Origin of the sequence: Streptomyces sp. NPDC049837, from assembly GCF_040674455.1 — a bacterium.
Lineage (GTDB): Bacteria > Actinomycetota > Actinomycetes > Streptomycetales > Streptomycetaceae > Streptomyces.
In genome coordinates this window covers 258,960-273,067 of the sequence record NZ_JBFAMP010000010.1, presented here as the reverse complement: position 1 = coordinate 273,067, position 14,108 = coordinate 258,960, and the positions used below count along the sequence as shown (strand labels likewise).

The 14,108-nt window shown below is 73.6% G+C and carries 10 protein-coding genes; 5 read left to right on the top strand and 5 right to left on the bottom strand.

Translation table 11 applies throughout. The annotated features are described in order from the left end of the window. Positions 1-60 precede the first annotated feature (60 nt). The 4 genes from AB0J57_RS26695 (at position 61) to glpK (ending at position 4,247) form a co-directional block, all read left to right on the top strand. Complete coding sequence (locus tag AB0J57_RS26695) at positions 61-519, top strand: zinc ribbon domain-containing protein (protein ID WP_366130811.1); 459 nt, start codon at positions 61-63, stop codon at positions 517-519. After that, positions 516-1,706 carry a lipid-transfer protein gene (locus tag AB0J57_RS26690; protein WP_366130810.1) on the top strand — a complete coding sequence of 397 codons (1,191 nt, stop codon included), beginning with the start codon at positions 516-518 and terminating at the stop codon, positions 1,704-1,706. Before AB0J57_RS26695 ends, AB0J57_RS26690 begins: the two co-directional genes overlap by 4 nt. Positions 1,707-1,907: 201 nt before the next feature. After that, positions 1,908-2,669: an MIP/aquaporin family protein gene (locus AB0J57_RS26685; protein WP_366130809.1), complete on the top strand. Its 762-nt coding sequence runs from the start codon at positions 1,908-1,910 to the stop codon at positions 2,667-2,669. A gap of 72 nt (positions 2,670-2,741) precedes the next feature. After that, entirely contained in the window at positions 2,742-4,247 is a 1,506-nt protein-coding gene (glpK, locus tag AB0J57_RS26680) for a glycerol kinase GlpK (RefSeq protein ID WP_366130808.1), read from the top strand. A gap of 60 nt (positions 4,248-4,307) precedes the next feature. Here the strand turns inward: glpK and AB0J57_RS26675 are convergent, their stop codons facing one another. The 4 genes from AB0J57_RS26675 to AB0J57_RS26660 are packed head-to-tail and all read right to left on the bottom strand — an operon-like array spanning position 4,308 to position 8,509. Further along, positions 4,308-4,919 carry an ATP/GTP-binding protein gene (locus AB0J57_RS26675; RefSeq protein ID WP_366130807.1) on the bottom strand — a complete coding sequence of 204 codons (612 nt, stop codon included), beginning with the start codon at positions 4,917-4,919 and terminating at the stop codon, positions 4,308-4,310. After that, complete coding sequence (locus tag AB0J57_RS26670; RefSeq protein ID WP_366130806.1) at positions 4,900-5,328, bottom strand: DUF742 domain-containing protein; 429 nt, start codon at positions 5,326-5,328, stop codon at positions 4,900-4,902. The genes AB0J57_RS26675 and AB0J57_RS26670 overlap by 20 nt, the downstream gene beginning before the upstream one ends. A gap of 11 nt (positions 5,329-5,339) precedes the next feature. Then, a complete protein-coding gene (locus AB0J57_RS26665) occupies positions 5,340-5,777 on the bottom strand; it encodes a roadblock/LC7 domain-containing protein (protein WP_366130805.1) in 438 nt (145 codons plus the stop codon). Next, complete coding sequence (locus AB0J57_RS26660) at positions 5,774-8,509, bottom strand: nitrate- and nitrite sensing domain-containing protein (protein ID WP_366130804.1); 2,736 nt, start codon at positions 8,507-8,509, stop codon at positions 5,774-5,776. Before AB0J57_RS26660 ends, AB0J57_RS26665 begins: the two co-directional genes overlap by 4 nt. Before the next feature lie 384 nt (positions 8,510-8,893). Here AB0J57_RS26660 and AB0J57_RS26655 point away from each other — a divergent pair, with 384 nt between their 5' ends. Beyond that, positions 8,894-9,304 (top strand): hypothetical protein, encoded by a 411-nt coding sequence (locus tag AB0J57_RS26655; RefSeq protein ID WP_366130803.1) that lies wholly within the window; start codon positions 8,894-8,896, stop codon positions 9,302-9,304. Between the two features lie 136 nt (positions 9,305-9,440). Here the strand turns inward: AB0J57_RS26655 and AB0J57_RS26650 are convergent, their stop codons facing one another. Then, positions 9,441-14,102 carry a hypothetical protein gene (locus AB0J57_RS26650; RefSeq protein ID WP_366130802.1) on the bottom strand — a complete coding sequence of 1,554 codons (4,662 nt, stop codon included), beginning with the start codon at positions 14,100-14,102 and terminating at the stop codon, positions 9,441-9,443. Positions 14,103-14,108 lie beyond the last annotated feature (6 nt).

Sequence of the window (14,108 nt, the reverse complement as noted above, 5' to 3'; positions counted from 1 at the left end):
GCGCCCCGTGGCACACTTCTGACGTTTCGTCAGATCTGTTCGGACCGGTGGGGAGGGGCCTTGACGCGTACGCGCACACCCGTGGTGGCCGGGTGGTTCACGGAGGGCGGTGCCGGGGAGGACTTCCGGCTGCTGGGCACGCGCTGCTCGGCCTGTACGGCGGTCTTCTTCCCGCGCGAGGACGCCTTCTGCCGCAACCCGGCCTGTCCGGGCGGCGGCGAGCTGCTGGAGGTGCCGCTCTCCCGGCGTGGACGCGTCTGGTCGTACACCGACGGGCGCTACCGGCCGCCCGCGCCGTACGTCTCGGACCCGGAAGCCGCGTGGCAGCCGTACACCCTGGTCGCCGTCGAACTGGCGGCCGAGGCCATGGTGGTGCTCGGGCAGGCGGCCCCCGGGGTGGCGGTCACGGACCTGGCCGTCGGCATGAAGGTGGAGCTGGTCCCCGGGGTCCTCCACGAGGACGCCGGGACGGTGTGGACCACCTGGCACTGGCGCCCGGTGGCGGTGGTGGCGTCATGAGCGGCGACGTCGCCGTCCTGGGCGCGGGCATGCACCCGTGGGGGAAGTGGGGCCGCGGCTTCGTCCGGTACGGGACGGTCGCGGCCCGTGCCGCGCTCGCCGACGCGGGGGTCGACTGGCGGGACGTGGGGTCGGTCGTCGGCGCCGACACGGTGCGCGGCGGCTATCCGGGGTACGTGGCGGGGGCGACGTTCGCGCGGGCGCTCGGCTGGCAGGGTGCGCGGGTGACCAGCGTGTACGCCGCCTGTGCCTCGGGCGCGCAGGCCATCGCCACCGCTCGGGCGCAGATCCTTGCCGGGCTGGCGGACGTGGTCCTGGTGGTGGGCGCGGACGCGGCGCCCAAGGGGTTCTTCGCACCCGCCGGCGGGGATCGCCCGGACGACCCGGACTGGCTGCGGTTCCGGGTGCTGGGCGCCACCAACCCGGCGTACTTCGCCCTGTACGCCCGGCGCCGGATGGCCGTGCACGGGGACACTCCGGAGGACTTCGCCCTGGTGAAGGTGAAGAACGCGGCGGCGGGCGCGCTCAATCCGTACGCCCGCTACCGCAAGCCGGTGACCGCCGACGAGGTGGCCGCCTCGGCGGTGGTCGCCGATCCGCTGAGGCTGCTCGACATCTGCGCGACCTCGGACGGCGGCGCGGCCCTGGTGCTGTCCTCGATGGCGTACGCGCGCGTGCACGGGGCCACGGACCCGGTCCGTATCCGGGCGGTGTCGACCGTGACCCCCACCTACCCGCGTACCGTGCTCGACCTGCCGGACATCGCCACCGACTCGGCTGCGGCCGGTGCCGCGCCCGCCGTCCCGTTCCGGGAGTCGATCGCCGCGGCCGCGTGCGAGGAGGCGGGCATCGGGCCCGAGGACCTGTCCCTGGCGGAGGTCTACGACCTGTCCACCGCGCTCGAACTGGAGTGGTACGAGGACATCGGGCTCTGCGGCCGGGGTGAGGGCGCCAAACTCGTACGGGAGGGCGCCACGGCGCTCGGCGGCCGCATCCCGGTGAACACCAGCGGCGGGCTGGCCTCGTTCGGCGAGGCGGTGCCGGCCCAGGCCATCGCCCAGGTCTGCGAGCTGACCTGGCAGTTGCGCGGGGCGGCCGGGGCCCGACAGGTGCCGGGCGCACGGGTCGGGATCACCGCCAACCAGGGGCTCTTCGGCCATGGTTCGGCGGTCGTGGCCGTGCGCTGAGCCTGGGAGGCACGCGGTCCGGGGGCTTTACGCGGCGTACCGGCGTGTCCAGGGCGCCCGTCCGCGACCGGTGGTGTCCGCGACCTTGACGCCCCATCACGGCGGGAGAAAACTGCCTCTTCGTCGACATCGCCGGTCCGCCCGTCACAGCACCCCATGCCCGTTCGGCACGCCGTGAAGCCATGGAGCCCAGGAGCCGCCGTGAGCAATGGAGACATATTCGCCGGTGAGGTCATCGGCACCGCGATCCTCATCCTCTTCGGGGCGGGCGTCTGCGCCGCCGTCACCCTCAACTTCTCGAAGGCGAAGGCGGCCGGCTGGGTCGTCATCGCCTTCGGCTGGGGCTTCGGCGTCCTCGCCGGGGCGTACACCGCCGCCCCGCTGTCCGGCGGGCACCTCAACCCGGCCGTGACGGTCGGGGTCGCCGTCGACACGGGCGAGTGGGGCAAGGTACCGCTGTACGTGCTCGCGCAGATGGTCGGCGCGGTGCTGGGAGCCGTCCTGGCGTGGCTGGTCTACTACGCGCAGTTCCGGGCGAACGCCGACGCGAAGACCGCTCAGCCCACGCTCGGGATCTTCTCGACGGGGCCCGAGATCCGCAATCCGGCCGCCAACCTCACCACCGAGGTCGTCGCGACGGTCGCGCTGGTGCTGCCCATCCTCGCGTTCGGCAAGAACGACGGCATCGGCATCGGGCAGGTCCCCGGCGCGGAGGCGGGCATCTACGGGTCCGGCATCTCCATCCTGCTGGTGTCGCTGCTCGTCGTCGGCATCGGCATGTCGCTCGGCGGACCGACGGGCTACGCCATCAACCCGGCCCGGGACCTCGGGCCGCGCATCGCCCACGCACTGCTGCCGATACCCAACAAGGGCACGTCCGACTGGGGTTACGCATGGGTGCCGGTGGCCGGCCCGCTGGTCGGGGGGCTGCTCGCCGGAGTCATCTTCAACGTGGCCTATTAGCGCCTATTGGCGTTCACCGCTTCAACGCGGCCCATCAGCGGCGCCCACTCACTCGCGACAAGGGGTTTCGTCATGACGGACAGGTTCGTCGCCGCAATCGACCAGGGCACCACCTCCAGTCGCTGCATCATCTTCAACCAGGACGGTGCCGTCGTCGCCGTCGATCAGCGCGAGCACCGCCAGATCTTCCCCAAGCCGGGCTGGGTCGAGCACGACGCCACGGAGATCTGGTCCAAGGTCCAGGCGGTGGTGGCGGGCGCCCTGGCCAAGGCCGGGCTGCGCGCCGAGGAGCTGAGCGCCCTCGGGATCACCAACCAGCGCGAGACGACCGTCCTGTGGGACCGGGCCACGGGCAAGCCGGTGCACAACGCGATCGTGTGGCAGGACACTCGTACCTCGGCGCTGTGCACCGAACTCGGCGGCACGGACGGCCAGGACCGCTTCCGTGACACCACCGGCCTGCCGCTGGCCAGCTACTTCTCCGGGCCCAAGGCGGCCTGGCTGCTGGACAACGTGCCCGGGCTGCGCACCCGCGCCGAGCGCGGCGAGATCGCGTTCGGCACCATCGACTCGTGGCTGATCTGGAACCTCACCGGAGGCACCGACGGCGGCGTCCACGTCACCGACGTCACCAACGCCTCCCGGACCATGCTGATGAGCCTGGAGACCCTGGACTGGGACCGCTCCATCCTCCGGACCATGAACGTGCCGGAGGTGATGCTGCCGGGCATCCGGTCGTCGGCGGAGGTCTACGGCACCGCCACCGGACAACTGCGGGGCGTACCGGTCGCGTCGGCTCTCGGCGACCAACAGGCGGCCGTTTTCGGGCAGGCCTGCTACGACGCGGGCACCGCCAAGAACACGTACGGCACGGGCAGCTTCCTGCTGCTCAACACCGGCGAACGGCCGGTGCCCTCGAAGAGCGGGCTCATCACCACGGTCGGGTACAGGATCGGTGACCAGGCGCCCGTGTACTGCCTGGAGGGCTCGATCGCGATCACCGGCGCCCTGGTGCAGTGGTTCCGCGACCAGCTCGGCATCATCCGCAGCGCCGCCGAGATCGAGACGCTCGCGGCGAGCGTGGAGGACAACGGCGGCGCGTACATCGTGCCGGCGTTCTCCGGTCTGTTCGCGCCGTACTGGCGCTCCGACGCGCGCGGTGTGGTCACCGGCCTCACCCGGTACGTCACCAAGGCTCACCTGGCACGTGCCGTCCTGGAGGCGACGAGCTGGCAGACGCGTGAGGTAGTGGACGCCATGTACCAGGACTCGGGCGTCCGGCTCTCGTCCCTGAAGGTCGACGGCGGCATGACGGTCAACGGCCTGCTGATGCAGCACCAGGCGGACGTGCTGGGCGTTCCCGTGATCCGGCCGAAGGTCTCGGAGACCACCTGCCTGGGCGCGGCGTACGCGGCGGGCCTGGCCACGGGCGTGTGGGCGGGCCTGGACGAGCTGAAGTCCCACTGGCAGCGCGACACGGCATGGGAACCCCGCATGGACCCGGCCACCCGCGAGCGCGAGTACGCCAACTGGCGCAAGGCGGTGGAGCGGAGCCTCGGGTGGGAGGGGGACGACTGAGGGACGGCGGCGCCCGGCCGCTGAGGTCGGCGCCCGGCCGGTGGACGGGCGCCGGTGCCTTCAGGTGGTGACCGGCTCCCGGGTGCGGGCGGCGATGGTGAGGGCGTGTTCGACCACGGCGACCAGCACGTCCTTGACGGACTCCCGGTCGCGCGCGTCGCACATCAGCAGCGGCACCTCCGGGTCGAGGTCGAGCGCCGCCCGCACCGTACCGGCCGGGAAGCGCGCGGCCCCCTCGAAGCAGTTGACGGCCACCGCGAAGGGGATGCCGCGCCGCTCGAAGTAGTCGATCGCGGCGAAGCTGTCCTCCAGGCGCCGGGTGTCGCACAGCACCACCGCGCCCAGGGCGCCTTGCGCGAGTTCGTCCCACAGGAACCAGAAGCGGTCCTGTCCGGGCGTACCGAACAGGTACAGCACCAGGTCCTCGCGGAGCGTGATGCGGCCGAAGTCCATGGCGACCGTGGTGGTGGCCTTGGTCTCGACGCCGTGCAGGTCGTCGACCGGCCTGCCCGCCTCGGTGAGGGTCTCCTCGGTGCGCAGCGGCCGGATCTCGCTGACCGCACCGACCATGGTGGTCTTGCCCACCCCGAACCCGCCCGCCACCAGGATCTTCAGCGTCACCGGCTCGACCGGTCGCTTCTTGCGGCCGGTGCTAGAGCGCCCGAAGGCCATTGATCACCTCACGGAGGATGCTGACGTCCGGCAGCTCGGCCGGCGGTACGGGACGGGTTACGTGGACGAGTTCGTCCTCGACGAGGTCGCCGACCAGGACGCGGACCACCCCTACGGGGAGGTCCAGCCCGGCGGCCAGCTCGGCGATCGACCGGGGGAGGTCGCTGCACCGCTCGACGATCTCCACATGCTCCGGTGAGAGCGTCTGGTCGCGGCCGGGGTCGTCGGCCGCGGGTTCGGGGACGACCACCGCGATCAGGTCGAGGCGGTGGCGGGTGGCGCTGCTGGTACGGCCGCGTGTCATCGCGTACGGGCGGACCACGGGGCCCGCGTCGTCGTCGAACCAGTGGTGCGGCTCATGGCGGTCGGGGCGTCTGTGCCGGCTCTGCCGCCGTGCTGCGTCACTCATCGCATCCCCCCTCACCCTCCGGCGGGCAGTCCGGTACGAGGTGCCGTCGCGAGGTGGGCGCCGACCCGCTTGACCATCAGCGTCATCTCGTACGCGACGAGGCCGACGTCCGAGTCGGCGTCGGCGAGCACGGCGAGGCAGCTTCCGTCGCCCGCGGCCGTGACGAAGAGGAAGGCCTCCTCCAGTTCGACGACGGTCTGACGGACGCGGCCGGCGTCGAAGTGGCGGCCGACGCCCTTGGCGAGGCTGTGGAAACCGGACGCCACGGCCGCCATGTGCTCGCTGTCCTCGCGGCTGAGGTCCTTGGAGGCCCCCGTGGCCAGGCCGTCGCTGGAGAGCACCAGCGCCTTGCGGATGGAACCGACCCGGTCGACCAGTTCGTCGAGGAGCCAGTTCAACTCGCCGGTCGAGCCGGTGGTGTTGGGTGCTGCGGCGTTCGGTGCGGTCATCGACCGTCCCCCTCCGGTGTCGTTCCTGGTGCTGTTTCGCCGTGGCCGGCGGGCGGGGTGCTCTCGGCGTTCTGCCGGCGCCCTCGCTGCCAGCCCCGTTGCATCGCGGCCATGCGGCTGCGTACTTCTTCCGCTTCGCGTTCGGTGTCGCGATCGTCGTCGCGACCGGTGTCCCTGCCCTCGGTGGCGGGCCGTCCGGCCGCCTCCCTGAGCTGGGGCACGAGGCTTGCCTGGCGTACCCGGCGGGGAAGACCGCGCAGCAGCATGGTCGCCTCGTCCTCGGCCGCGGGACCGGCGGGCGCGGGGCCCGTGGCCGCGGGATCGGCGGTGCCGGGACCGGCGGGCGCGGGACGGGCGGGGCGGCCGGTGCGCGACGGTGCTTCGGGCGACGCCGGGTGGGTCCGGCCGCCTTCGTCCAGGCGCCGGCCCCGGTGCGCGATGAGCGTCGGGGGTTTGCGGCGGGGCAGCGGGACGGGGCCGCCGGGCGGCCGCTCCGGGGTCCGGTCCTGGCCGTGGTCGGCGGCCTGCTGGTGCTGCTCGTGGTCGGTGTGAGGGCCGGAGACGGGGCGCAGCGGCGGCCGGGCGCGGAAGAGGCCGCCGCGCTCGCTCTCCGTCTCCTCCAGGTCGCCGAGCCGGTCGTCGAGGTCCCCGAGGTCGGCGAGCCGGTCGTCGAGGCCGAGCGCGCCGACCGGGGCCTCCAGTTCGACCGGCCCGTCGAGGACGGACGGCCCGGTGCCCGAGGACAGGCCCGAGGGCACCTTGGAGAGCGCCGCCCGCCGGTGCGGTGCGTCCTTGCCGCCCTTGCGGTCCAGCCGGAAACCGGCGCCCTGGGTCTCGGGTGCGTCGGTGAGCAGCGCGGCCGGTATGAAGACGACCGCGGTGGTCCCGCCGTACGGGGAGGGCTGGAGCGAGACGCGCACGTTCTGGCGCTGGGCGAGGCGGCTGACGACGAAGAGGCCGAGCCGGTCGGTGTCGGAGAGCTCGAACTCGGGGGTCTCGGCGAGGCGCAGGTTGGCATCGAGCAGGGCCTCCGGGGCCATGCCGAGCCCCCGGTCGTCTATCTCCAGGGTGAAGCCGTTGGCGACCCGTTCACCGTGGACGTGGACGGCGGTGTGCGGCGGGGAGAACACCGTGGCGTTCTCCAGGAGTTCGGCGATGAGGTGGGTGAGGTCGGCGACAGCGGGGCCGCCGACTCCGATGCGCGGCAGTCGCCGCACCTCTATTCGCTCGTAGTCCTCGACCTCGGCCACCGCGGCCCGTACGACGTCCATCAACTGGACCGGCTTGCGCCACTGCCGTGAGGGCGCCGCGCCGGAGAGGATCACCAGGCCTTCGGCGTGGCGGCGCATACGGGTGGTGAGGTGGTCAAGGCGGAACAGGTCGGCGAGTTCCTCGGTGTCCTCGGTGCGCCGCTCCATGGTGTCCAGGAGGGTGAGCTGGCGGTGGAGCAGTACCTGGTTGCGGCGGGCGAGGTTGACGAAGACCTCGGACACGCCACGGCGCATGTCGGCCTGCTTGACGGCGGCTTCGACGGCGGCCCGCTGGAGGGTGTTGAGGGCCTGGCCGACCTGGCCGACCTCGTCCCTCTCGTACTCCAGGTGCGGTACTTCGGTCTCGACGTCGACGTGTTCGCCGGCGGCCAGGCGGCGCATCACGCTGGGCAGCCGTACGCCGGAGACCTCCTGGGCCTCCTTGCGCAGTCGCCTGAGGTCGCGCACGAGGCCGCGTCCGATGCGTACGGAGACGATGACCGATACGAGCAGGGCCAGGAAGCCCAGCACTCCGGCGACGCCCGCCTTGAGCAGGACGCTGTGGGCGGCGGGCTCGACGCGGTCCTGGTAGCGGTTGCCGGCCTCGGTGTTCTCGCCGGCGAGTTCGTCGAGGACGGGGTTCGCCAGTTCCTGCCAGGTCGCGGCGGTGATGGTGCGGGGGTCGTCGGTGGCGCCGGCGGCGAGCAGTTCGTCCTCGGCGTCGCGCAGCGGCTCGGTTTCGGGGCTGCGCCAGTAGGCCTGGAATATCTCGCGTTCGGAGCCCGGCATGAGCTCCAGGTTGACCTCGTAGAGCAGTTCGCGGTGGGCGACGAGGTCGGAGATGGCGCGGATCTCCTCGGCGGTGATGCGCTTGCTGATGAGGGAGGACACCACGAGGGCGTCCTCGCGGGAGAGCATCTCCCGGGCGCGGACGACGCCGACCAGGGCGCGGCCCTGCTTGTCCATCTCCACGTTGTCCAGGGCGTGGAGGTTGGTCAGGAAGCTGTAACAGGGGTCTATGAGGCGGTTGTAGAAATCCAGTGCCTGAATGCGGCCGACGGCGCGGTTCTCGACGGAGCGGCGCAGGGAGGTGAGGTCGTCGAGCGCCTTGAGGAGGGAGGTGAGCCTTCCGGCCGCCTGGGGGTTCAGGGCGTCGATCACCCCGGGGTCCTTGGCGTTGGCGCGGATCCTGGCGATGGCCCGGTCGGTCGCGGCACGGTCGCGGCGGAGTGCCGGGAGTGCGTCGGAGGCGCGGGGGTCGGCCAGGTAGACCAGGGTCTGGCGGCGTTCCCGCTGGATGACGCGGACGGTGTCGTCAAGTGGGTGACCCACCTTGTCGACGATGTAGCCGACGTCCAGGAGCTGACTGGCCTCACGTCCGGTGATGAGGGTCGCGAACCCCCACAGGCCCGTGAGGGAGAGGAGCGGCACAAGGAGCAACGCCACGATCTTCCGGCGGATCGACTTCCCGCGAAAGCGCATGGCCTCCCCCACTCGCACCCGTCCTGCCCTGCCCTGCCGTCCGGCGTGGGTGTACCCATCAACACATCAACAAACGGCGCGAGCCTACTACTGCACCACGGACAACTCGAAGGGACGTCCGGGCGATTTTCAGCCGCACCGTGGAGCGCAGATCATGAGTTGTCCTGGTATTCAGGGCATTGACAATTGCCGGTGTGGTGGATGACACCTGGCGGGGCGTCACTTCCGCGTGCTCGGCGGATGGCTGGAATTGCGCGTTCCGGGGGGAATCTTCGCCGTCGGTCGTTCGTCGTTCTGTACGGGGAGGCGAGAACTGTCGGCGTAAAGCGGCTCAAGACGGGCAGCCACCCAGGAGACGGTCGGTCGTGGGGAGTGGCGATTCGAATGGGCACGGCGGCAGGGCGCGAACTGTGGGTGGAAGAGCCGGTGGGGAGGCGGAGGCTCCCCGACCCGGTGCGTACGGCGGCGGTGCGTGCCGTGCTCATCGCGGCGCTGACGCTGATACAGGCGATGGTGGCGTTCTTCTGCACGCTCACGGCGTCCTGGCTGGCCTTCCCGATGGTGCTCAGCAGTGTCGGCAGCACGGTCGTCGCGACCTGGGCCGCCCTCGATGTGTGGGTGACCCGGCAGGTGTTGAACCAGCGGCACGGTGTGGTGTCGACGCCGAGCAGTACGGCGCGCCGGCTCAGGCGTGAACGGCGCCGGGCGCGCCGGGCCGCCCGCGCGGAGGCCCGCGAGACGGCGCGCATACGACAGCGGCAGGGCGCGAGCGACAGCCACCTGTCACGGGCCTGACCGCGCACGGCTGACCGGCGGCGCCTGCCCCGGCGGCGCCTGAGCGCCGGCGCGGGGGCGGGCGTCCGGCACGGGCGGCCGGGACGGCGTGGGCGCTCGTCCCGGGGCGGGCGGGGTCCGGGGACCGCTACCGGGGCTAGTCGGCGATGGCGGCGGCCTCCGGATCGGGCGTGCGCTTGAACATGCGGGTGGCGGTGATCTCGCCGTGGACCACCGTCTCCCCTTCGGTGGCCGGCTGCGGCAGACCGGGGCGCAGGTGCTCCTCCACGCTGATGTACTTCAGGCCCGCCCGCAGGTCCGCGTCGTTGCGCAGCCGGATCACCAGCGGGAACTCGGCGAGGGCGGTCGTGTCGAACAGGCCGGTGGTGTAGAGCAACTGGACACCGAGCGCGTCGGAGACCGCCCGCTGGAGCTCCAGCAGGTACGTGGCGTTGGCGCGGCCGATCGGGTTGTCGAGGAACAGCGTGCCCGCGTGCCGGTGCTTGTCGCGGCCCCGGTCGTTGCTGCGCAGGGCCGCCATCGTGCAGTACAGGGCGATGGCGGCGGTGAGCAACTGGCCGCCGGAGAAGACGTCGCCCATCTGCCCGACGGGGACCCGCTCGGCGCGCAGCACCGCGTCTGGCTTGAGGATCTCCACGGACACGCCCCGGGGCTGGAGGGCCGCCTGGACGCCGCGCAGCAGCAGGGACATGCCGTCCCGGCGCAGGTCGGAGTTCTTCTTGACGGCCGCGCGGGTCGCCTCGTCGATGACCTCGCCGAGCCGTTCGATGAGCGTCGCCTGGTCGGGCTCCTCGAAGCGGATCCGCAGGAACTCCTGGCCCGACCATTCGCCCAGGCCCTCGGGGAGCCGGGACAGGCGCTGTGCCGAACGGAGCGTGGCCAGCGCGGACTCCACCAGGCCGCGCAGGCGGTCGACGATCGAGTCGCGGTTGCGCTCGAGCTGGGCCAGTTCGTCGGTGAGGACGCGCAGCCGGGGCGCGAAGGCGTCGGCCCACTTGGCGGCGTGCTCGGGCAGGGCGGAGGCGGGCAGTTCGCGGATCTGCTGCCGGGCGGGGGTGCGGACCTGTTCGTAGCGGGTGGAGTTGGCGTGCCGTACGAGGACGTCGCAGGCTTCGCGTACGGCGGCGTCGGCGGCGGACAGGTCGGCCGCGCAGCCACGCAGGGAGCGCCGTGCCTCGGCGGCGGACCGGCGCGCCTCCTCCAGGCTGCCCGGGTACGGCTCGGGAGCCTCCTCCTGGTCCTCGTCGGTGTGCTCACGGAGCAGGTCGCGGAGGAGGGCGGCCGTCTCGTCGAAGCCGCCGGCCGCGTCCTCGGCGGCGCGGTGGGCCTGGAGCAGCCGGGCGTGGGTGGCGCGGGCGATCTCCAGCGCGTCGGTGCGGGTGGCCAGTTCGGTGGTGGCGGTGCGGAGGAGGGACTGGGCGTGGTCGGCGTCGGTGGGCACCAGCTCCTCGGGCAGCTCGGTGTGCGACTCGCCGTCCGCGGGGGCCAGGCGTTCGGCCTCGCCGCGCAGCCGGCCGAGCTTCTCGCTGGCCTCGGAGGCGCGGGACTCCAGCATCTGGACCAGGGACTCGGCGCGGGCGGCGGCGGCCTGGCGGGACGGTCCGTCGGCGCCGTCGGGGCTTTCGAGGAGCTGGGCGGCGCGGGTGCGGACCTTGTTGGTGAGCCGGTCCAGTTCGGCGAGGGCGGCGCTCTCGTCGCTCTCGGCGCGGGCCTGTTCGGCGCGCAGGTCGGCGCCGACGCCGACCTTCTCGTAGAGCTGGGAGGCCGCGCGGTAGGCCTCGCGGAGGGCGGCGAGCGGCACGCGGGGCGCGTCGGCGTCCTCCTCCGGCAGGTTCTCGGGGGCGCCGGCGATCTCGGCGCGCTCGGCGCGCAGGGCGCGGGCGGTGCGGTGGGCGTCGTCGGCGGCGCGCTGGGCGGCGCGGCGGTCCTCGTCGGCGGCGCGGGCCCGCTCCAGGCAGGTCTGGGCGCGGGCCTCGTACTCGGCGGCCTCGTCGGCCAGTTCGCGCAGCCGGGCCTGCCAGCCGGCCCGCTCGCGCAGCCGGAACGCCAGGCCGGCGAGGGCGTCGGCGGCCCGGCGGGCGCGCTGTGCGGCTTCCTGCCGCTCGTCGCGTACGCGGGCGGTGTCGGCCGCCGCCTCGTCCGCCTCGGCCCGTACGGTGCGGGCTTCGGCGAGTGCGGCCTCGGCCGCTTCGGCGGCCACGCGCGCGGTGGCGGCGGCTTCCGCCAGTTCGGTGAGCATGCCGGGCGGGCAGTCGGCGCGCCAGGAGCCGATGCGGGCGGCGAGCGACCGGTCGCCGGTGAGGCGGGCGGCGAGGGTGCGAATCTCCTCGTCGCGGGCGGCGGCGCGGGCGCGCAGGGCCTGGCGCTCCTCGTCGGCGGCGTGCTCGTCGTGCATGGCCGGGTTCGGCGGCACGAGGAAGACGTCGGTGTCCGTGCCGGTCGGTCCCGGTACGGGGGCGAGGAGCGCGGCGGCGGTGCCCACGGCCACGGCGGAGCGCGGCAGCAGCGCGGCACCGGCGAGGACTTCGCGGGCCCTGGCGTACGAGACGGGGTCGGTGATGACGACACCGTCGACCAGCTCGGGGCGGGCGGCGAGCACGGCGGCGTGGTCGGCGGGGTCGACGGCCTGCGCGAGGTAGCGCCAGCCGGGCAGGGCGGGGATGCCCTGCTCGCCGAGGTATTCGACGGTGGCGAGGACGTCGGGGCCGGGCGGCAGGAGGCCGCCGTCGCCGAGGGCGCCGAGGATGCGGGAGTCGTCGGCGGCGGCGGTGCGCAGCTCGAAGAGCTTGCGCTCGGCGGCGGCGATGCCCTGGTCGAGGAGGTCGCGCAGTTCGTCCGCGTACCGGTCGAACTCCTCGACCGTGAGCGGCCCTTGGGCGGATCGCACGGGCACCGTCGCCGCCTCGTCCGGCTCCCCGCCCTGGCGGGGCTGGGGAACTGCGGGCCTGGCGGTGCCCGGCAGGCTCAGCAGCTCGGCGAGGCGCTCCTCGGCGGCGATGGACTCGGCGGCGCGGCGCTCAGCCTGGTGGGCGCTCTCGGCGGCCTGGGCGGCGTCGGCGGCGCGGGCGGCCGCCAGTTCGGCCCGGGATTCGGCCGCGGCGGCCTCGCGGGCGCGGTCGGCCGCCGCGCGGGCGGCGTCGCGGGCCGCGTCCCAGGCGGCGACGGTGGTCTTCTCGGCGTCGCTGGCGGCGAGCGCGGCGCGGGCCGGGTCGGCGTCCGGGGCGGTGTCGTCGAGCCATCCGGCCCGTACCGCTTCGGCGGTCTCCTGCTCGACCTCGGCGAGACGCTGGCGCAGGTGGCCCGCTTCGCTCCGGGCGCGCTGGGCCTCGGTGGCGGCGGCGGTGGCGTCGCGGTGGGCGGTCTCGCCCGCCTCCTGGAGGGCGGCGGAGCGCTCCTCCTCCTCGTCGGCGTGCCGCTCGCCCTCCTCGGCGGCCGCGTGCAGCGCCCGTACGAGGTCGGCGGCGGCCTTGGCACGTGCGGCGAGCGCGGGGGCGGCGTCCCGCTCGGCCTCGCGGATGGCGGCGGCCACGCGCGCGGAGCGGTCGGCGGCGGCGCGGTGCCTGAGGACCGCCTCGGCGGCCTGCCAGGCCGCGTGCAGGGTGCGGGCGTCGGACAGCTCGCGGCGCTGGGCGGCGGCGCCCTTCTCGGCGGCGGTGAGGGCCAGGGAGGCGTGGCGGTAGGCCAGTTCGGCGGCGACGAGGGAGGCGCGGGCCCGTGCGTCCTCGGCGTCGGTGACGGTGTGGGCGGCGGCGGTGACCTGGGCGGCCAGTTCGGCGGCGCGGCCGCGTTCCTCGGCGGCGCGGGCGGACAGGCGGCGGGCGAGTGTGCGGGTGCGGCGCTCGGCTCCGGCGTGGATGTCCCGGGCACGCGCGCGTGTGCCGGCCGCTTCGACGATCCGGCCGAGGAGGTCGACGGATCCGGCGGTGAAGTCGCGTTCGGCGGTCAGTTCGGCGCGGCGGCCGAGCTTGTTGCCGAAGCCGCTGACGAGGTCGGCGAGGCCGTCGGTGTCACGGGTGTCGGTGACGGCGCGCAGCAGCAGGTCGGTGAAGTCGGAGTCCTTCTTGACCGCGAAGAGGCCGGCGGCCTCGCCCTCGTCCGCGTTCATCTCCCGCTGGTAGCGGAACAGTTCGGGGTCCAGCCCGAGGTCGCCGAGGTGCTCGTTCCAGCGGTCGTGGATCTCCTCCCAGTACACCTCCAGGTGCGGGTACGCCTTGCCGGCCTCCGTGAGGGCGTCACGGAAGCCCTTCATGGTGCGGCGGCGGCCCTGAGCACCCGAGACCCCCTCGGCGGGCGGACGGACAGAGGTGGCTTCGGCGACCGGCAGCGAATCCAGGCTCAGCCCAGGACCGGGGCGGAAGGAGTACCAGGCCTCGGCGAACTTCCGCGGATCGTTGGAGACCTGCCTCCCCCGCCATTCGCTCACCTTGCCGACCACGACGCACTCCCCGGTCAGCGTGTGCTGCCACTCCAGGGCGACGTGCCCGCAGTCGTCCGCGAGCAGGAACTTCCGCAGCACACCGGAGCTGGCGCCACCCAGTGTGTTCCGGTGGCCCGGCAGCATCACCGAGAAGATCAGCTTGAGCAGGACGGACTTGCCGCCGCCGTTCTCCAGGAAGAGCACGCCCGCGGGCGCGGGCCGGCGCGGCGGGCCGACCGGCTCCTCCTCGAAGAACTCCGCCTGGGTGGGGGCGGGGTTGGGCACGGGCGCGCCGACTCCGCGCAGGTCCAGCACGGTGTCGGCGTAGCGCGCACCGGCGGGCCCGATGGAGTAGAGGCGGACCCGGGACAACTCGTACATGTCGGC

Excerpts from the sequence above, each read along its gene's own strand:
- AB0J57_RS26665 (WP_366130805.1), bottom strand. The coding sequence starts at position 5,777 with ATGACCGCACCGAACGCCGCAGCACCCAACACCACCGGCTCGACCGGC.
- AB0J57_RS26650 (WP_366130802.1), bottom strand. The coding sequence starts at position 14,102 with ATGTACGAGTTGTCCCGGGTCCGCCTCTACTCCATCGGGCCCGCCGGT.
- AB0J57_RS26690 (WP_366130810.1), top strand. The coding sequence starts at position 516 with ATGAGCGGCGACGTCGCCGTCCTGGGCGCGGGCATGCACCCGTGGGGG.
- glpK (WP_366130808.1), top strand. The coding sequence starts at position 2,742 with ATGACGGACAGGTTCGTCGCCGCAATCGACCAGGGCACCACCTCCAGT.
- AB0J57_RS26675 (WP_366130807.1), bottom strand. The coding sequence starts at position 4,919 with ATGGCCTTCGGGCGCTCTAGCACCGGCCGCAAGAAGCGACCGGTCGAG.
- AB0J57_RS26670 (WP_366130806.1), bottom strand. The coding sequence starts at position 5,328 with ATGAGTGACGCAGCACGGCGGCAGAGCCGGCACAGACGCCCCGACCGC.
- AB0J57_RS26660 (WP_366130804.1), bottom strand. The coding sequence starts at position 8,509 with ATGCGCTTTCGCGGGAAGTCGATCCGCCGGAAGATCGTGGCGTTGCTC.
- AB0J57_RS26655 (WP_366130803.1), top strand. The coding sequence starts at position 8,894 with ATGGGCACGGCGGCAGGGCGCGAACTGTGGGTGGAAGAGCCGGTGGGG.